Source organism: Streptosporangium sp. NPDC053982, assembly GCF_055585205.1.
Window position 1 is genome coordinate 212,123 of the sequence record NZ_JBVJKQ010000009.1, and the last position, 16,868, is coordinate 228,990.

Genomic DNA, 16,868 nt, shown 5'->3' on the forward strand with positions numbered 1-16,868 from the left:
TCAGGCCGACGGGACACGGATGATCAGGGCGTCGCCCTGGCCGCCGCCGCCGCACAGGCCGGCCGCGCCGGTCCCGCCGCCCCGGCGCTTCAGCTCGTGGGCGAGGGTCAGGACGATGCGGGCGCCGGACGCGCCGATCGGATGGCCGATGGCGATGCCGCCGCCGTTGACGTTGACCTTCTCCAGCGGGACGTCGAGCTCCTTGACCGACTGGAGGACGACCTGGGCGAACGCCTCATTGATCTCCAGCAGGTCGAGGTCGCCGGCGGTGATGCCCTCCTTGGCGAGGGCGTGCTTGATGGCGTTGGCCGGCTGCGACTGCAGCGAGTTGTCCGGACCCGCGACGTTGCCGTGCGCGCCGATCTCGGCGAGCCAGTCGAGGCCCAGCTCCTCGGCCCTGGCCTTCGACATCACGACGACCGCGCAGGCGCCGTCGGAGATCTGCGAGGCGGAGCCGGCGGTGATGGTGCCGTCCGGGACGAACGACGGGCGCAGCCGCGACAGGACGTCGACGGTGGTGTCGCCGCGCACGCCCTCGTCGGCGGAGAACAGGACGGGGTCGCCCTTGCGCTGCGGGACCGGCACCGGGACGATCTCGTCGTCGAGCGCGCCGTTCTTGATCGCGGCGGCGGCGAGCTGGTGGGAGCGGGCGGAGTAGGCGTCCTGCTCCTCGCGGGTCAGGCCCAGGCGGACGTTGTGCCGCTCGGTGGACTCGCCCATCGCGATCTGGTCGTAGGCGTCGGTCAGGCCGTCGTAGGCCATCGAGTCGACGACGGTGGCGTCGCCGTACTTGACGCCCCGGCGCAGGCCGCGCATCAGGTGCGGGGCGTTCGACATCGACTCCATGCCGCCGGCGACCACGATGTCGAACTCGCCGGCCCTGATGAGCTGGTCGGCCAGGGCGATGGCGTCCAGGCCGGACAGGCAGACCTTGTTGATGGTCAGCGACGGCACGGTCATCGGGATCCCGGCCAGGACGGCCGCCTGGCGGGAGGGGATCTGCCCCGCCCCGGCCTGCAGGACCTGACCCATGATCACGTACTGCACGGTCTCGGGGGCGACGCCGGCGCGCTCCAGCGCGGCCTTGATGGCTATGCCGCCGAGCTCGGCGGCGGTGAGGCCGGACAGCGAGCCGAGCAGCCGTCCGATGGGGGTGCGAGCTCCGGCGACGATGACGGAACCAGACATGAGCAGGGGCCTCCTGGCGAGTCTTCGAACGACTTTGCCACCATACCCATGAGTACCGAACCGATCGCCATGGAGGCCGTCCATATGTTCATGCGCATCGACCATGTGGGGATCGCCTGCCACGACCTGGAGGAGAAGATCGCGTTCTTCGAGCGCACCTTCGACCTCAGGGTGGTCGCTCGCGAGACCAACGAGGAGCAGGGCGTCAAGGAGGCGCTGCTGCACGTCGCCGACGGCGAGGGCGGCGGCTCCTACATCCAGCTCCTGGAGCCCCTCGGCCCCGACACCCCGGTCGGGAAGTTCCTCGCCAGGCGCGGGGAGGGGGTGCACCACGTGGCGTTCGGGGTGCCGGACGTGGCGGAGGCGATGCGGGAGATCGGCGGCAGGGGCGTCCGGGTGCTGGACGCCGAGCCCCGGCACGGCACGCTGGGGTCGTCGATCGCCTTCCTCCACCCCAAGGACATGGGCGGGGTGCTGACCGAGCTGGTTCAGGCCCCCGGCACCGGCGACGCGTCGTCCCACGGACGCTGACGGCCCGGCCACCGGACGCCGACGGCCCCGCCGGACGCCGACGGCCCCGCCGGACGTTGCCACCCCGGGCACGGCCGGTGTGACGGCCGGGCACGGACGCCCGTGTCCGGCGGACGCGGGCGGCGTGACACCCGGGAGCGATCGGGGTGACGGCCGGACACGGTCAACGCGGCGGCCGGAAGCGGTCAACGTGTCCGGTCAACGCGCCCGCCGGTCGCCGCCGGCGCGCCCGGCCAAGTGGCGGCCGGATGCGGTCAACGCGGCGGCCGGGTGTCGCGTCACATGCAGGAAAGGTTCATACGTAACAAGTCACGCAGAAAGTCAGAGGGGACCGCCAACGCGGCAACTCCAGAGTACGCTGGCCTATCACCGGACGTGGGTCCCGCCACGGATCCCAGCTCGGGTGTCCGAATCCTTCGTCCGCCCCGTGTAGCCGTCTCGACAACCCAGGATCGAGCCTCCATGCAGTCCGACATCGACGCCCAGCTCAACAATTTCTTTGAAGACTCCCCCGCTCGGGAATTCGACGTGGTGCTCCGTGGCTATGACCGGCACCAGGTCCATGATCATCTCAAGCAGGTCGACGCCGAGCTGCGTCAGGCGAAGGAACAGGCGCAGAGCCTGCAGCGCGACCTGGCCGACTCCCAGCGCCAGCTGCAGGAGCAGGAGCGCCCCACCTACTCCGGCCTGGGCGCGCGGATCGAGCAGCTGCTCCGGCTCGCCGAGGAGCAGGCCACCGAGCTGGTCCAGGCCGCCCGGTCCGAGGCCAACGAGATCCGGGCCGCCGCCAAGGTCGATGCCGCCGACGCGCGCGCCGCCGCGGAGAACGAGGCGGCCGAGAAGCGGGCCCTGGCCACCCGCGAGGCCGACGAGATGCGCACCACCGCCGAGCGCGAGGCCGAGGAGATCCGCTCGACCGCCCGCCGCGAGGCCAACGAGCTGACCTCCACCACCGAGCGCGAGGTGGCCAAGCTTCGCGCCACCGCCGACCACGAGGTGGCCGAGAAGCGCGCCGACGCCGAGCGCGAGATCGACAAGCTGCGCACCACCACCGAGCGCGAGGTCGCCCAGCTGCGGGCCTCGACCAAGCGCGAGCGTGACGAGATCCTCACCACCGCCAAGCGCCAGGCCGACGAGATGCGCGCCCAGGCCCAGCGGGTCCTGGAGGAGTCGGAGGCCAAGCGGGCCCAGGACGAGGCCGAGTTCGAGATCCAGCTCGCCGCCCGGCGCGAGGAGGCCGAGCGCGTGGAGGCCGAGCGCCACGCCACCGCGCAGGCCCACACCCAGCAGATGGTCTCCAAGGCCGAGGAGCGCGCCGCCACCGCCGAGCAGCGGGCCACCAAGGCCACGCAGCAGGCCGAGCAGGCCCGCCGCGACGCCGACACCCACGCCAAGCAGCTGCTCGCCAACGCGCGCAAGAACGCCGACCAGCTCGTGGCCGAGGCGAAGACGAACGCCGAGACGATCGTCTCCGAGGCCAAGATCGAGGCCGAGCGGGGTCTCTCGGTCGCCCAGCGCCAGGTCGACGAGCTGACCCGGCAGCGCGACAGCATCACCAGCCACCTCGCGCAGCTCCGCCAGCTGCTCGGTGGCGCGCCGCTTCCGGCCGCCGACCCGGAGCCGGCGATCGCCCCGGCCCCGGTCAAGCCGGCCATCTCCGCTCCGGCCGAGACCCCGGCTCCGGCCTCGGCGCCGGCCCCGGCTCCCGCGCCCAAGGCCGAGACCAAGGACGACGACGCCGAGTGGTGGCAGGAGTAGGGGGCCGCTGATCGGGAGGCGTCGAGACGGCTGACCTGAGGAGCCCGGCGATCCGTGTGGATCGCCGGGCTCCTCTTCGTCTTCCGGGGTCCTCGTGGCGCCGTCCCCGAGCCCGCGCCCCGGATCCTCGCGTTCCGCCCGAACCCTGCCGCGGGGTCCTCACGGCGTCCCGGAACCCCCGCCCCGGGTCCTCGCGGTCCGCCCGGTCCCTGGGCCCGCGCGTCCCGGGTCCCGCGTCCCCGGGCCGGTTCGCACTCAGCCGCCGAGCGGCGCCCGCCCGGCCAGCTCGGCGACGAAGCCCGCCAGCGGGCGGTTGAACGCCTCCGGCTGCTCGACCGCGCTCAGGTGGCCGGCCTTCTCGATCACGGTCAGCCGCCCGTCGGGCACCGCCCCGGCCATCGCCTCGGCGTCGGCCCGCGGGGTGAGGCCGTCCTCCTCCCCCACCAGCACCAGCGCGGGCACCTTGAGCGCGCGCAGGGTGTCGAAGGAGTCCGGGCGGGCCGCCATGGCCCGCTGGGCCCAGGCCACCGCCCGCGGCGGGGCCGACTGGACCAGCCCGCGCACCCTGCCGTACACCATCGCCCGGCGCTCGGCGGTGGTCCGTCCGACCAGCGGCGGGAGGACCTCCTCCAGCAGTACGGCCGGGCCGTCCTCGACCACGGCGGCGGCGATGCGCTCACGGTTGACCCTGGCCTGGTCGGGGTCGGCGCTCGCCTTGGTGTCGGCGAGGACGAGCCCCAGCAGCCGGTCGGGGTGGCGGCGGCACAGGGCCATCGTCACGTAGCCGCCCATGGACAGCCCTCCGATGACGGCCCGGTCGACGCCTTCGCGGTCGAGCGTCCGCGCGACGTCGTCGGCCATCACGTCGAGGGACGGCTCCTCGTCCCCGAGCACCGAGCCGCCGAAGCCGCGCAGGTCGGGGGTGATGACCTTGCAGACCGCGGACAGGCCCTCGCGCTGGGCCAGCCACATGGCAGAGGACAGGGGGAACGCATGCAGCAGGACGACCGGAAGTCCTTCGCCCGCCGACCGGGTGTACAGATGCACAGATCCACGGTAGTCGCGCGTCCCGGTTCTGACATCCCTTGACGCGCGAAGCGGCATGGCCGGACCGGAGACGCCGGCCCGCGCCCCGGTCTTCCGGCCCCTCGATCTCCCGGCCGTCCGGCGGCCTCGCTGGATCGCGCCGGCCCGCGCTACGGTTCGGGGACCTCGGTGGGCAGGGGGTGCGCGGCCGGGTTGACCCGCCGGACGATCTCGTCGAGGACGATCCGCACGTACGGCTCGCCGACCCACAGGTGTTTGGCGCCGTCCACCCCGACCACCTCGGCCTGGGGCACCCGGGCGAAGCGCTCGCGGGCCTCGGCCGGTCGCAGGTAGTCGTCGAACTCGGGGACCAGCGCGGTCAGCGGCCGGCCGAACTCCGCCCAGCCGTCGAGGTCGGCGTCGGTGGCCCGGTGCAGCGGCGGGGAGAGCAGGATCGCCCCCTCCACCAGCGGGTCGCGACCCCACTTCAGCGCCAGTTCGGTGCCGAAGGACCAGCCCACCAGCCAGGCCCGGGGCAGGTCGTGGAACTCGGCGTACTCCAGCGCGGCGGCGACGTCGAGACGCTCGTCCTCGCCGCCGCCGAAGGCCCCCTGGGAGGTGCCGCGGTCGGAGGTGGTGCCGCGCGTGTTGAACCGCAGCACGGCGAGGTCCGCCAGCGCGGGCAGCCGGTTGGCCGCCTTCTTGTAGATGTGGCTGTCCATCATGCCGCCGTGCGTGGGCAGCGGGTGCAGGCAGACCAGCGTGGCGGCCGGGGGCCGGTCCGCGGGCAGGGCCAGCTCGCCGACGAGCGTCAGCCCGTCGGCGGTGACCAGCTCGATCGGCTCCCTGCGCGCGGGCAGCACCGTGGAGGCCCGGATCTCCATGTGTTCCTCACTTCGTGACGTCGTGTCGTGGCCGGAGCAGCGGGGCACGGGACCGTACGGCCTCCGTCGGCCGCCGTCGGCCGCCCTGGGTGCGGGGACCGTACGGCCGCCTTTCAGTATCCGGTCAGTATCTGGTCCGGCCCGGCCCCCGTCTGGTCCGGTGGCGCCAGCACGCGGTGTGCCAGTGCCGGCGCTCCTCCTCCCCGCCGGTCCAGGCGGGCCAGCTCACCAGGTGCGGCACGCCGGACCTGATCTCCTGGTCGCAGCCGGGGCAGCGGTAGGTCTTGTCCGCCCCGGCGCCGGTGACCCGCCGTACGTGCCAGTCGCCGTCCGGCCACTCCTCGACCTGGTCGACACCGGCGACGAACATCCCCACGGGGCGGGAGGACGGCGGGCGGCCGGAGCCTCCGCGCCCGCCGCGGCCGTCGCGGGCGAAGGGATCCTTGCGGCGGGATCGGCGGGGGCTCATGGCAGGTCGCGGACGCTCCGCGCCGCGGCCGTGGCGGGGCGGCCGGGCGGCGGCACGGGGGCGGAGACCACGGGAACCGCGGAGACCGGGGAAACCACGGAGGTCACGGCGCCCGCGGCGCCCGTCGAGCCGGGGGCGGCCGCTCCGGTCCGGTCGAAGCTGCGCGTCATGCCGACCAGTCTCCCAGAGGTCCCCCGCTCTCCCCAAAACCACCCCAAATCCAGCTCAACGCCGGTGCGGGTCGCCGGATCCGCCGGCGTGGCCACCGGCACCGGCGTTCCGGCGGTAAGGTTGGCCCCCATGCGGCTGGTCATCGCGCGATGCAGCGTGGATTACGTGGGGAAGCTCACCGCTCATCTTCCGATGGCGCCGAGGCTCATCCTCATCAAGGCGGACGGCAGCGTGTCCGTGCACGCCGACGACAGGGCGTTCAAACCGCTCAACTGGATGAACCCGCCGTGCCGGCTCCGCGAGGAGGAGGGCACCTGGACGGTGACCCACGGCAAGAGCGGCGAGAAGCTCGTCCTCACCATGGAGGAGATCCTCCACGACTCCACCCACGAGTTGGGCGTCGATCCCGGCCTGATCAAGGACGGTGTCGAGGCCCACCTGCAGGAGCTGCTGGCCGAGCACATCACCACGCTCGGCGCGGGCTGGACGCTGGTCCGCCGCGAGTACATGACGGCGATCGGGCCGGTGGACATCCTGTGCCGCGACCACGAGGGCTCGACCGTGGCCGTGGAGCTCAAGCGCCGCGCGGGCATCGACGCGGTGGAGCAGCTGACGCGCTACCTGGAGCTGATGAACCGCGACCCGCTGCTCGCCCCCGTCTCCGGCATCCTGGCGGCCCAGGCCATCGCGCCGCAGGCCAGGACGCTCGCCGAGGACCGCGGCATCCGCTGCGTCACCCTCGACTACGACGCGCTGCGGGGCATCGAGCGCACCGACACGCTCTTCTGAAGCCCTCCCCGATCCTCCGGACGCCCTCCGGGCCGTCTTTTCCGGAAAGCCACATGGCCGTCCGAAATGAGAAATGTTCTCGTGTTTCCGCTCCGGCCTCCCCGAGCGCTTGACCGACCGGTCAGAATCCTGACCTTCTTACATGAAGACCGGAATACATGACGTTTTGACTCTTCCAGAAAAACGGATCTTGCACCCATAATGGTGGATTCTGGGGCCATGACTTTGGGGTGGAAGTGATAAAGCGATGCATTGTCAAGCTCACGACGGCACCGGGAGCTTGACATGAATGGACGGCCCTATCGGGGAATGTCATCCGAGGAGCGACTGGCGGACCGCCGCGAGCGCCTGATGACCGCGGCGTACACGCTCTACTGCGATCTCGGATTCCCGGAGACGACGATCGAGCAGCTGTGCGCCGCCGCCCGCATTTCGAACCGCGCCTTCTACGAGTGCTTCTCCGGGCGCGACGAGCTGATGGAGGCCGTGCACGACCGGTGCGTGCAGGAGTCACTGGCGTCCGTGGCGAAGGCCGTCGCGCAGGCCCCCGACTCACTGCTCGAAAGGATCAGGGCCGGCATCGGCGGATACATCGGCTTCGTCACCGAGGACAGGCGGCGGGCCCGCCTCATGCACCTGGAGGTACGGCGAGCCGCCGGCTGCCTCGCCAAAGCGCGTGAGCAGGCCCTGGCGGGCTTCCGCGAGGCAGTCGAGATCATCAGTCCCGATGACCCCGCCCTGGCGGGCCCGGCCGGACTGGACCGGCGACTGCTGGCCATCGGGGTCATCGGGGCCATCCATGAGCTGCTCACCGAATGGGTGCTGGCCGACGACCCGCCCGAGGTGGACCACATGATCGACACCGCCGTGCACGTCTTCCACCGGGCCTTGGTGGTGTGAGGGGACTCACCGCCCGGTGGCCCGATGGCCCGCCGGCGCCCGGGACCGTTTCCGGGGACCGGAATCAGACGCCCGGGGCCGTTTCCGGAGACCCGAGACCCGAGACCCGAGACCGGGGTCAGGCGACCGCGTCCACCGGGAGTTCGACGGTGAGCACCCGGTTGAGCCGGGTCACCGCCAGCACGCGCATGACCCTGGGCGGCACGCCGCGCAGGATGAGCCGGCGTCCGGCGGCCGCCGCGCGCCGGTGCGTGCCGACCAGCACTCCCAGGCCGGTGGCGTCGATCATCTCCAGCCCGGAGAGGTCGGCGATCAGGTCACCGTGCCCCGTGTCGACGGCCTCGTGCAGCCGCGGGCGCACCTCGGCGACGGTGCCCACGTCGAGACGGTTCCCGACGTCGACCACCTGTGCTTCGGGGTTTTCAGCGACGCGCATGCCTCCTCCTCGTGTCCGGCCGCCGGGGATGCGGCCGGACGAGAACCACGGCGCGTGACCTGTAGGGGCGGTCACACGGAGCGGCTCGATGACTACGTGATGTGAAAGGCGATGGTCTGACCCCCTGCGATCCTTCCGCCTACCGAAAAGGCCTGCCCCGGCGGAGGGAAAAAATTCTGCCGGAGCCGGCCTTTTTCTCCGGAGGATCGGACGGGCCCGATCCCGTCGTCCCTCCCGGGGCTCCCGGACGGCCGTGGTCCCGCCGCCCGTCGCCGGGTCCGGCGACGGGCGGCGGCCTCTCCGGAGAGACGGCGGACACGGCCTTTCGGTGACGCCGTCGCCCGCTACGGCCGCGGCGGCAGCACCGGGCGGCGGCGGGAGGGCCGGGTCGCCGGGTCGGGCGGGGTCACCGCCGGGCGCTCCCGCAGCGCGGCCAGTGCCAGCCGTACGGCCTCCTCCAGCTGGGTGTCGCGTCCGGCGGCCCAGTCGTCGGGGGTGATGTCCCTCTCGACGTCCGGCTCGACGCCGTGGTTCTCCACCCCCCAGCCGAGGTCCTCGAACCAGAAGGAGTACTTCGGCACGGTGATGCGCGTCCCGTCGGCCAGGCGGTGGGCGTCCTCGATGCCGATCACCCCGCCCCAGGTGCGGGTGCCCACCACCGGCCCGAGCCGGTGGAACTTGAAGGCCGCGGTGACGATGTCGCCGTCGGACCCGGCGTCGCGGTCGGCGATGGCGACCAGCGGACCGCGCGGCGCGTCCTGGGGGTAGGTCTGGGGCGTCATGCCGCGGGGGTTCCCCCAGGCGATGACGCGGCGGATCAGCTTCTCGATGACCAGCTCGGAGGTGTGACCGCCCCGGTTGTTACGGACGTCCACGACCAGCGCCTCGCGGGCCATCTCCCGGTGCAGGTCGCGGTGGAACTGCGCCCAGCCCTCGGCGACCATGTCCGGGATGTGCAGGTAGCCGACCCGGCCCTCCCCCAGCTCGCGGACCCGCGCCCGCCGCCCGTTCACCCAGTCCTGGTAGCGCAGGCGCCGGTCGTCGCCGAGCGGGGTGACGACCGCCTTGCGCCCGCCGTCCAGGGTCAGTTCGACCGGCTTGTCGGCCGCGCCGACCAGCAGCGGCGCCGGCCCGTCCGGCGGCACCGGGCGGCCGTCCACCGCCAGCAGCCTCTCCCCCGGGCGGACGGCCGCGCCGGGCGCGGCCAGCGGCGAGCGGGCGTGCACGTCCGACGACTCGCCCGGCAGCACCCGGTCCACCCGCCAGCGTCCGTCGGCGTCCCGGGACAGGTCGGCCCCCAGCAGGCCGACCCGGTCACAGGTCGGCTGCCCCCACGGGGCCGCCATGACGTAGGCGTGCGAGGTCCCGAGCTCGCCGGCGACCTCCCAGAGCAGGTCGGCGAAGTCGTCGGCGGTGGCGACGCGCTCCACCAGCGGCCGGTACTCCTCCAGCACGGCGTCCCACTCGACGTCCGCCATGTCCTCGACCCAGAAGTCGGCCCGCATCCGGCGGCCGAACTGGTCGTAGGCGAGCCGCCAGTGGGTGCGGGGATCGGCGGTGACCCGGATCCGCGACAGGTCCACGGTCACGTCGTCGTCGTTCTTGCCGCCGACCTTGTGGACGGTGAGCTCGCCGTCGCAGGAGACGACGAGGTGGGTGCCGTCGCCGCTCACCCAGTAGTCGTCGAGCTCGTCGACGATCTCCTCGCACCTGCGCTTGACCAGGTCGTAGCGGTCCAGCGCGGGCTTGGGCGCGTCGGCCCCCACCTTCTCGCGGTCCTCGCCCAGTTCCCCGGCCAGCGTCTCGCGCAGCCAGACGAACCCGTCCTTGACCGCGCTGAGCTTCGAGTAGCGGCCCTCGGGGACCGGCACCTGCACGACCCGCCCGGCGATGCCCTCCAGGTCGACGGTGAGCGCGGGGGCGGCGGAGACGTCCTCGCCCTTGTCGTCGCCGTCGCCGTCGTCGTCCGGGGACCCGACGGGGCGCCCTTCGGCGCTGGGCGCGAACGGCGACGGGGTGGCCGCCGACAGCGGCACCAGGTAGGGGCGGTGGCCGAACGGGAAGGACATGTCGAAGGAGTGCGCGTCGTAGACCGGGTCGAAGCCGCGGCGCGACAGGAACGCCAGGTGGCCGCCGGTGAAGGCCGGCGAGGTGTCCACGAACCGGCCGTCGGTGACGTCGGTGACCACCCGGTCCGCCAGCCGGGCCAGGCGGATCCTGCGCAGCGGATCGGCCTCGGGGTGCGACCAGGCCAGCCAGGCGGAGTCGGGCGAGAAGGCCAGCCCGTCGACCTGCCCTTCGGCCCGGGTCAGCTCGACGACCTCGCCGGAGGTGACGTCCACCAGCAGGAGCCGCCCGTCCCTGGCCGCCGCCGCGATCGTGTTCCCGTCGGGCGCGACGGCCACGTCACCGACCTCGCCCAGCAGCCCCTCGGCGATCCTGCGGGTCTCCCCGCCGCCGGCCGGCCCGATCTCCAGGCCCTGCCGGTGCCCGTCGTCGACGACCCACACCACCCGGTCCGTACCCAGGAGGCGCGGGGTCCCGGCGGCCAGGCCGGAGCTGAGCTGCCGCGCCGGGCCGTCCCGGTGGGTGATCCAGTGCACGGTCCCCTGCACCTCGACGGCGCTGGCCCGGCCGGTCTCGTCCACCGCCAGGTCGTGCAGCCGCCGTTCGGCGTCCACCCGGTACGGCTGCGGCCCCCGCGCCGGGGAGCCGAGCCTGACGTCGAGTTTCCGGGTCTCGGCGTCCAGCCCGTCCAGCAGGTGGAGGTCGCCGGCGTTCTGGTAGACGATCCGGGTGCCGTCGGTGGTGGCGTGCCGGGCGTAGAAGACGTCGTGGTCGGTGTGCCGGCGCAGGCCGGTGCCGTCCAGGGCGCAGGAGTAGAGGTTGCCGATCCCCTCGTGGTCGGACAGGAACACCAGGCGCCCGCCGACGAGCATCGGGTCGGCGAAGTGGCCGTCGAGGTCGGCCAGCAGCCGGGTGAACGACTCCTCGCCCGCCCGCCGTACCCACAGCCGGCCGGCGGTGCCGCCCCGGTAGCGCTTCCACGTGCCCGGGTCGCGGCCCAGGGCGCCGGTCAGCAGCGCCACCGCGCCGGCCGCCTCCCCCGCCTCCTCGCCCTCCCCGGCGATCGACAGGTCGGTGACCGGCCCGTACGGCAGCCGCTCGGGCAGGCCGTCACCGATGGTGTAGGCCCAGCTCCAGGCGGCGAACGGCTCCCCGGTCGCGCTGACCGCGAGGACCCGCCCGTCGGGCGTCCAGCCGCGGGTGCGGGTCCGCATGTCCCCCCAGTAGGTCAGCCTCTCGGCCGAGCCGGACTCCAGGTCCGCGAGGTACACCTCGGGGTCGCCGTCGCGGAAGCTCGTCCAGGCCACCTTCGTGGCGTCCGGGGAGAGGCGGGGATGCGCCGCGGGGGCCCGGTCGGAGGTCAGGCGCCAGGCGCGCCCGCCGTCCACGGGAGCGGCCCAGACGTCGTCGTCGGCGACGAACGTCAGCGTGTCACGGGAGAGATGGGGAAATCGGAGGTAGAAACCAGAGCCCATTTATCCAGCATATTGTCCGCTATGAAGAGGATCGTAAGGGTTTTACGGTCGCTACGCTGAACCCCATGACGCGAGCTGACAGGGACGAGCCGGTGGTGCTCTCCAAGATCTACACCCGGACCGGCGACGACGGCACGACCGCGCTCGGGGACATGAGCCGCACCCACAAGACCGACCCCCGGCTGGCCGCCTACGCCGACGTCGAGGAGGCCAACGCGGCGATCGGCGTGGCCCTGGCGACCGGCGCCCTCGACGAGGACGTCGCGGCGGTCCTCGGCCGGATCCAGAACGAGCTGTTCGACGTCGGCGCCGACCTGTGCACCCCGGTCACCGAGAACCCCGAGTTCCCGCCGCTGCGCGTCGAGCCCTCCTACGTCGAGTGGCTGGAGGAGCGCTGCGACGAGTTCAACGAGCGTCTCAAGCCGCTGCGCAGCTTCATCCTGCCCGGCGGCGCCCCCGCCGTCGCACAGCTCCACGTGGCCCGCACGATCGTACGGCGGGCCGAGCGGACCGTCTGGGCGGCCCTCTCCGCCCACGACGACGTCAACCCGCTGACCGCCAGATACCTCAACCGGCTGAGCGACCTGATGTTCATCCTGTGCCGGGTCGCCGCCCACGGCGACGAGATCCTCTGGAGGCCCGGCGGCACCCGCTGACGCCCCGGCGGCGCGGGCCGGGAACCCGCCGGCCCCCGGCGGCGGCACGGGCTCGGCTCGGCTCGGCTCGGCTCGGCTCGGCTCGGCTCGGCGGGTGATGGTACGGCGGGCGGAGGCCGGGCGCCGGGTCCCGTTCGCGGCCGTCAGACGAGCAGCGCGGTCAGGCGCGAGATGATCATGTCGATGAGCCGGCCGGTGACCTGTTTGACGACCGGGACCTGGGCGAGCGACGCCCCCATGGTCGGCCCCGCCGCCGCGAACAGCGCCGAGAGCCCCGCCGCGAGCAGGGCGAGCTGGACGATCACGTGGCTCTTCACCGCGAGCACGATCGCGGCGCTGATGTAGCAGCCCGCGCCGACCGCCAGCGAGCCCGTGCCCGCGTCCCGCACCGTCGCCTGCGGCGCGTCTCCGGCGAGCATGGCGGCCGTGAACGCCTCCACGCCCTCCCCCGCGTTACCGTCCCGCATGCGGTGGAGCGCGCCCGCGAGGAGGTGCTCGACGTCGTCCAGCCCCGACTCGAAGTCCCGCCACAGGTCACCCACCTGCGCGAGGATCACCTCGTCCGACCGGGTCCACTGGAAGCCGAGATCCACGAGCAGGGCCGCCAGAGCCGGGGGAAGCTGGAGTCCCATCCGTCACCCCGCGGTTTCGATCGACGCGATGTGCCTCACCACGGCGTGTTCGCCCTGCCGTACCGGCTCGTCCATTCGGGAGCCGTGGGCGCCGTAGACGCCGCACAGCTCCGTCACCGACCTCACCGACTCCTCCGCCCGGTCCATGACGGAGGTGAAGGACGCCCTGATCAGCTGGCTGATCATGTCGTCGCCCCCGCACATGCCCGCCGTGTTCACCGACGCCCACAGGGCGTCCCACCGGCCGGTCAGCCGTTCGCCGGCCTCCCGGAGGTCCTCCGCCACGGCCCGCAGGCCGGGAGAGCTGACGATCAGCACCGGCCGCGCCGGCCCGTGCCCGCTCACCGCTCCGTCCGGCTCTCGATGCGGCCGACGATCTCGCCGATGGACTGGGCGAACGACTCCATCTGCCGCACCGAGTCGCTCTGCAGTTCCCGCAGCCGCGCGAGCAGCGCCTCGTGGTCCACCTCGCCGCCCGCCCGCGCGACCCGGTCCCGCAGGTCGTCCAGCGCCGCGTTCACCGCGAGCACGATCTGCGCGCACAGCTCCTCGCTCTACCGCGCGGGCCGCTGGTTCGGGGAGTCGTGGAGCTCGACGCTGGACCAGCGGGTGGAGGCCGACGCGTCGGGCGCCTGCTTCGCCGCGGCCGACGGCATGATCCTCGCCTATCCGGCACCGATGCCGGAGGCCCCGGTGCTGCCCGTCGAGGGACCGCCCTGGCCGCTGACGGTGAGCGCCGACGGCGGGACGTATACGGTCACCGTGCCGGAGAACGGCCACGTCTTCCGGTTCACCAGGACGGCGGGCACGCCGCCGGAGGTCTTCCCGCTGGCGGAGATCTCCGACCGCAACGGGCACCGCGTCGAGGTCGACTACGACGACGCCGGAGCGCCGGCGACGGTGCGGCACTCCGGGGACCACCGGATCACGGTGGAGACCTCCGGGGAACGGATCACCGCGCTGCGCCTCCTGCCCCGGACCGGGGAGACGGGCGTGGAGCTGCGGCGGTACCGCTACGACGACGCCGGCCGGCTCGCCGGGGTCGCCGACTCCTCCGGGGCCGCCGTACGCTTCGAGCACGACCCCGAGGGCCGGCTCACCCGCTGGCGCGACAGCAACGGCGGCGACTACCGCTACACCTACGACGAGGCGGGACGCTGCGTGCGCGGCCGGGGCACCGGGGGCTTCCTGAACGCGGACTTCGCCTACGCGGACCGGCTGACCGCCTTCACCGACTCCCTCGGGCACACCACCCGCTTCCACCTGAACGACGCCGGGCAGGTGGTCGCCGAGGTGGACCCGCTCGGGCGGGTCACCCGCTCGGAGTGGGACCGCCGCGACCGCCTCCTGTCCCGCACCGACCCGCTCGGCGGGACCACCCGCTACTCCTACGACCGGGACGGCAACCTGGCCCTCGTCACCCGCCCGGACGGCACCCGGGTCACCGTCGTCCACGACGGGCCGGGGCTGCCCGTCGAGATCACCGGCGCCGACGGGGCCGTCTGGCGGCAGCGGTTCGACCCCCGGGGGAACCGCACGGCGGTCACCGACCCCACCGGGGCCACCACGACCTTCGAGATCGACGGACGCGGCCTCGTGACGGCCCTCGTCGATCCGCTGGGCGGCACATGGCGTACCGCGTACGACGCCGCCGGGCTGCCCGTCACGGCCGTCGACCCGGAGGGCCGGACGACCCGCTACGGGCGCGACGCGTTCGGCCGGGTCGTCTCGATCACCGACCCCGCGGGAGGCGTCACCCGGCTGACCTGGACCCCCGAGGGCCGGCTGGCCTCAAGGGCGCTCCCCGGCGGCGCGACCGAGCGGTGGACCTACGACGGCGAGGGCAACCCGGTCGAGTACGTCGACGCCGCCGGGCACGCCGTACGGTCGGAGTTCGCCGTCTTCGACATGGAGTCGGCCCGGACCGGACCGGACGGGGCCCGCCTCGAGTTCGGCCACGACACCGAGCTGCGGCTGGTCTCGGTGACCGACCCGCGGGGCCTGGTCTGGCGCTACGAGCGCGACGCGGCCGGCCGCCTGGTACGGGAGACCGACTTCGCCGGGCACGTGCGCTCCTACTCCTACGACGAGGCCGGACGGCCCGCCGAGCGGACCGACGGGGCGGGACGGGCGACGCGCTACGTCCGCGACCCCCTCGGCAACGTCGTGGAACGGCGGTCCGGCGACCTGGTCTCCAGGTTCGCCTACGACGCCGCCGGGCGCATGGTGCGGGCGGTCAACGCCGACGCCGACCTGCGGTTCGAGCGGGACCCGCTCGGCCGGGTCGTCGCCGAGTGGCGCGACGGCCTCGTCGTCACCTCGGCGTACGACGCCGCGGGCCGCCGCGTACGGCGCGGCACCCCCTCCGGCGCCGAGAGCCTGTGGGACCACGACGCGTCGGGCCAGGCGGCGCGGGTGCGCACCGGCGGGCGGACGGTGTCGTTCGGCCGCGACGCGGCGGGCCGCGAGGTCCTGCGCCACGTCGACTCGGTGATGACACTCGCCCGGACCTGGGACGCGGCCGGCCGCCTCACCTCCCAGACCCTCCGGACGGCGCCGGACGTCCCGCTCCCGGACCCGGCGGGCCCGCACCCCGGCACGTCCCCGGACCCGCTCCCCGACACGTCTCCGGACGCGGTGACCGGCCGCGCCCCGGCGGACCCGGTACGGCACGGCGTCCTCCTGCGGCACAGCGCCTTCACCTACCGGGCGGACGGCCTCCTCGCCGGGGTCGACGACTCCGTCACGGGCCCGCGGCGCCACGACCTGGACGCGGCCGGGCGGATCACCGCCGTACACGGCGCCGGCTGGAGCGAGCGGTACTCCTACGACCCGTCGGGGAACGTCGTGGACGCATCGTGGCCCGAGCGGCGTCCTCACCCCCGACCGGACCCGGTGGCGGTACCTGTACGACGCCCTGGGCCGCCGGGTCTCCAAGCTGCGGCTCGGACCGGACGGCCGGTCGGTCGCGGAACGGGTGGACTTCGCCTGGGACGGCTTCCTGCTGGCCGAGGAGATCCGCGGCACGGGGTGGAACGGCGCGGAGACGGGGCCGACCGGCCTGGAGGCCACGGTGTGGGAGTACGAACCCGGCACCTTCCGTCCCGTCACGCAGGTCCGCCGCACCCGAACCGGCGATGCCGTACAGGGACGGTTCGAGGCGCGTTTCCCGGCCGGCGACGCCGTACAGGGGTGGTCCGACGAGCGTTTCCGGGCCGTCGTCACCGATCCGGCCGGCGCGCCGGCGGAGCTGGCCGGCCCCGGCGGTACCGTCACCTGGCGGGCGCGGCCGACCCTGTGGGGCGAACATCCGGACGAGCCGGCCGGCTCCGCCGAGTGCCCGCTGCGCCTCCCCGGGCAGTACGCCGACCCGGAGAGCGGCCTGCACCACAACCACCACCGCCACTACGACCCGGAGACCGCGCGGTACGCGAGCGCCGACCCGCTGGGGCTGCTGTCCCACCCCAACCCCTACGCCTACGTCCACAACCCGCTCGGCCTGATGGGCTGCACGCCGGACGTGCCGGAGAACGAGAAACTGCTGTACGGGCCCTTCCACCGGATCATGACCCCGAACCAGGAGCCGGACTTCCTGCAGAGGGTCCTCGACTCAGGCGAGCTGTGGGGCCGGTCGCCGCGCTACAGCTCCTTTCCCCAGGTCCAGGCGTACGCCGGGCCGCTGCCGGCCTCCGAGCGGCACAAGCGGGGAAGCTTCACCTTCTACACCGAGGTCCGTCCGGACCGGGGGTCGAGGCTGGACAGGCCGACGTGGGGCGGGGAGGGCCACGACGCCGCCAGGGGGACCACCGGAAACCGCCCCGGTGTCTACGTGGACGACGAATGGGCCAAGATCAAGATCCATGTGACGGACTACGTCCCCTGACAC

The 16,868-nt window shown here is 73.6% G+C and carries 16 protein-coding genes and 1 pseudogene; 7 read left to right on the forward strand and 10 right to left on the reverse strand.

Annotated elements, in window-relative coordinates; genetic code table 11:
• A complete protein-coding gene (locus ACZ6W9_RS18235) occupies positions 1-1,188 on the reverse strand; it encodes an acetyl-CoA C-acetyltransferase (RefSeq protein ID WP_389964700.1) in 1,188 nt (395 codons plus the stop codon).
• 84 nt (positions 1,189-1,272) lie between these two features.
• On the opposite strand from ACZ6W9_RS18235, the gene mce reads away from it, so the two are divergent.
• Both mce and ACZ6W9_RS18245 read left to right on the forward strand, forming a co-directional pair.
• Positions 1,273-1,719: a methylmalonyl-CoA epimerase gene (gene mce, locus ACZ6W9_RS18240; RefSeq protein WP_389965182.1), complete on the forward strand. Its 447-nt coding sequence runs from the start codon at positions 1,273-1,275 to the stop codon at positions 1,717-1,719.
• A gap of 462 nt (positions 1,720-2,181) precedes the next feature.
• A complete protein-coding gene (locus tag ACZ6W9_RS18245) occupies positions 2,182-3,477 on the forward strand; it encodes a DivIVA domain-containing protein (protein ID WP_362930489.1) in 1,296 nt (431 codons plus the stop codon).
• 255 nt (positions 3,478-3,732) lie between these two features.
• On the opposite strand, the gene ACZ6W9_RS18250 is transcribed toward ACZ6W9_RS18245, so the two are convergent.
• From ACZ6W9_RS18250 to ACZ6W9_RS18265, 4 genes are all read right to left on the reverse strand, one after another.
• Positions 3,733-4,524 carry an alpha/beta fold hydrolase gene (locus ACZ6W9_RS18250; protein WP_470118728.1) on the reverse strand — a complete coding sequence of 264 codons (792 nt, stop codon included), beginning with the start codon at positions 4,522-4,524 and terminating at the stop codon, positions 3,733-3,735.
• Between the two features lie 149 nt (positions 4,525-4,673).
• Positions 4,674-5,387, reverse strand: a complete 714-nt coding sequence (locus ACZ6W9_RS18255) for an alpha/beta hydrolase (RefSeq protein ID WP_362930485.1) — start codon at positions 5,385-5,387, stop codon at positions 4,674-4,676.
• A gap of 124 nt (positions 5,388-5,511) precedes the next feature.
• Complete coding sequence (locus ACZ6W9_RS18260; protein WP_389964691.1) at positions 5,512-5,856, reverse strand: ATP/GTP-binding protein; 345 nt, start codon at positions 5,854-5,856, stop codon at positions 5,512-5,514.
• A complete protein-coding gene (locus ACZ6W9_RS18265; RefSeq protein ID WP_389964688.1) occupies positions 5,853-6,026 on the reverse strand; it encodes a hypothetical protein in 174 nt (57 codons plus the stop codon). Before ACZ6W9_RS18265 ends, ACZ6W9_RS18260 begins: the two co-directional genes overlap by 4 nt.
• A gap of 130 nt (positions 6,027-6,156) precedes the next feature.
• On the opposite strand from ACZ6W9_RS18265, the gene nucS reads away from it, so the two are divergent.
• Together nucS and ACZ6W9_RS18275 are read left to right on the forward strand one after the other, a co-directional pair.
• Positions 6,157-6,816, forward strand: a complete 660-nt coding sequence (nucS, locus tag ACZ6W9_RS18270; RefSeq protein ID WP_362930479.1) for an endonuclease NucS — start codon at positions 6,157-6,159, stop codon at positions 6,814-6,816.
• A 309-nt stretch (positions 6,817-7,125) separates the two neighbouring features.
• Entirely contained in the window at positions 7,126-7,716 is a 591-nt protein-coding gene (locus ACZ6W9_RS18275; RefSeq protein WP_389964685.1) for a TetR/AcrR family transcriptional regulator, read from the forward strand.
• 118 nt (positions 7,717-7,834) lie between these two features.
• On the opposite strand, the gene ACZ6W9_RS18280 is transcribed toward ACZ6W9_RS18275, so the two are convergent.
• Complete coding sequence (locus ACZ6W9_RS18280) at positions 7,835-8,152, reverse strand: STAS domain-containing protein (protein ID WP_362930475.1); 318 nt, start codon at positions 8,150-8,152, stop codon at positions 7,835-7,837.
• Positions 8,153-8,496: 344 nt separating this feature from the next.
• Positions 8,497-11,694, reverse strand: coding sequence for a S41 family peptidase (locus tag ACZ6W9_RS18285; protein ID WP_470118732.1), 3,198 nt, complete (start codon positions 11,692-11,694; stop codon positions 8,497-8,499).
• A 65-nt stretch (positions 11,695-11,759) separates the two neighbouring features.
• Here ACZ6W9_RS18285 and ACZ6W9_RS18290 point away from each other — a divergent pair, with 65 nt between their 5' ends.
• Positions 11,760-12,350 carry a cob(I)yrinic acid a,c-diamide adenosyltransferase gene (locus tag ACZ6W9_RS18290; RefSeq protein ID WP_389964678.1) on the forward strand — a complete coding sequence of 197 codons (591 nt, stop codon included), beginning with the start codon at positions 11,760-11,762 and terminating at the stop codon, positions 12,348-12,350.
• A 143-nt stretch (positions 12,351-12,493) separates the two neighbouring features.
• Here the strand turns inward: ACZ6W9_RS18290 and ACZ6W9_RS18295 are convergent, their stop codons facing one another.
• Genes ACZ6W9_RS18295 through ACZ6W9_RS18305 form a run of 3 tightly spaced genes read right to left on the reverse strand, consistent with a single transcriptional unit; the run spans position 12,494 to position 13,503 of the window.
• Entirely contained in the window at positions 12,494-12,982 is a 489-nt protein-coding gene (locus ACZ6W9_RS18295) for a WXG100-like domain-containing protein (protein ID WP_389964675.1), read from the reverse strand.
• A gap of 3 nt (positions 12,983-12,985) precedes the next feature.
• Positions 12,986-13,327: a hypothetical protein gene (locus tag ACZ6W9_RS18300; protein ID WP_389964672.1), complete on the reverse strand. Its 342-nt coding sequence runs from the start codon at positions 13,325-13,327 to the stop codon at positions 12,986-12,988.
• Positions 13,324-13,503, reverse strand: a complete 180-nt coding sequence (locus ACZ6W9_RS18305; RefSeq protein WP_389965221.1) for a hypothetical protein — start codon at positions 13,501-13,503, stop codon at positions 13,324-13,326. The genes ACZ6W9_RS18300 and ACZ6W9_RS18305 overlap by 4 nt, the downstream gene beginning before the upstream one ends.
• Before the next feature lie 10 nt (positions 13,504-13,513).
• Between ACZ6W9_RS18305 and ACZ6W9_RS18310 the strand changes: the two are divergent.
• Both ACZ6W9_RS18310 and ACZ6W9_RS18315 read left to right on the forward strand, forming a co-directional pair.
• Positions 13,514-14,719 (forward strand): annotated as a pseudogene (locus tag ACZ6W9_RS18310) (DUF6531 domain-containing protein); the annotation flags it as partial.
• Between the two features lie 1,336 nt (positions 14,720-16,055).
• Entirely contained in the window at positions 16,056-16,865 is an 810-nt protein-coding gene (locus tag ACZ6W9_RS18315) for an RHS repeat-associated core domain-containing protein (protein ID WP_470118846.1), read from the forward strand.
• Positions 16,866-16,868 lie beyond the last annotated feature (3 nt).

Bases quoted from the DNA above. Each gene is read 5' to 3' on its own strand.
- ACZ6W9_RS18265 (WP_389964688.1), bottom strand. From the start codon at position 6,026: ATGACGCGCAGCTTCGACCGGACCGGAGCGGCCGCCCCCGGCTCGACG.
- ACZ6W9_RS18235 (WP_389964700.1), bottom strand. From the start codon at position 1,188: ATGTCTGGTTCCGTCATCGTCGCCGGAGCTCGCACCCCCATCGGACGG.
- ACZ6W9_RS18285 (WP_470118732.1), bottom strand. From the start codon at position 11,694: ATGGGCTCTGGTTTCTACCTCCGATTTCCCCATCTCTCCCGTGACACG.
- ACZ6W9_RS18295 (WP_389964675.1), bottom strand. From the start codon at position 12,982: ATGGGACTCCAGCTTCCCCCGGCTCTGGCGGCCCTGCTCGTGGATCTC.
- ACZ6W9_RS18275 (WP_389964685.1), top strand. From the start codon at position 7,126: ATGTCATCCGAGGAGCGACTGGCGGACCGCCGCGAGCGCCTGATGACC.
- nucS (WP_362930479.1), top strand. From the start codon at position 6,157: ATGCGGCTGGTCATCGCGCGATGCAGCGTGGATTACGTGGGGAAGCTC.
- ACZ6W9_RS18260 (WP_389964691.1), bottom strand. From the start codon at position 5,856: ATGAGCCCCCGCCGATCCCGCCGCAAGGATCCCTTCGCCCGCGACGGC.
- ACZ6W9_RS18245 (WP_362930489.1), top strand. From the start codon at position 2,182: ATGCAGTCCGACATCGACGCCCAGCTCAACAATTTCTTTGAAGACTCC.
- ACZ6W9_RS18290 (WP_389964678.1), top strand. From the start codon at position 11,760: ATGACGCGAGCTGACAGGGACGAGCCGGTGGTGCTCTCCAAGATCTAC.
- mce (WP_389965182.1), top strand. From the start codon at position 1,273: ATGTTCATGCGCATCGACCATGTGGGGATCGCCTGCCACGACCTGGAG.
- ACZ6W9_RS18280 (WP_362930475.1), bottom strand. From the start codon at position 8,152: ATGCGCGTCGCTGAAAACCCCGAAGCACAGGTGGTCGACGTCGGGAAC.
- ACZ6W9_RS18255 (WP_362930485.1), bottom strand. From the start codon at position 5,387: ATGGAGATCCGGGCCTCCACGGTGCTGCCCGCGCGCAGGGAGCCGATC.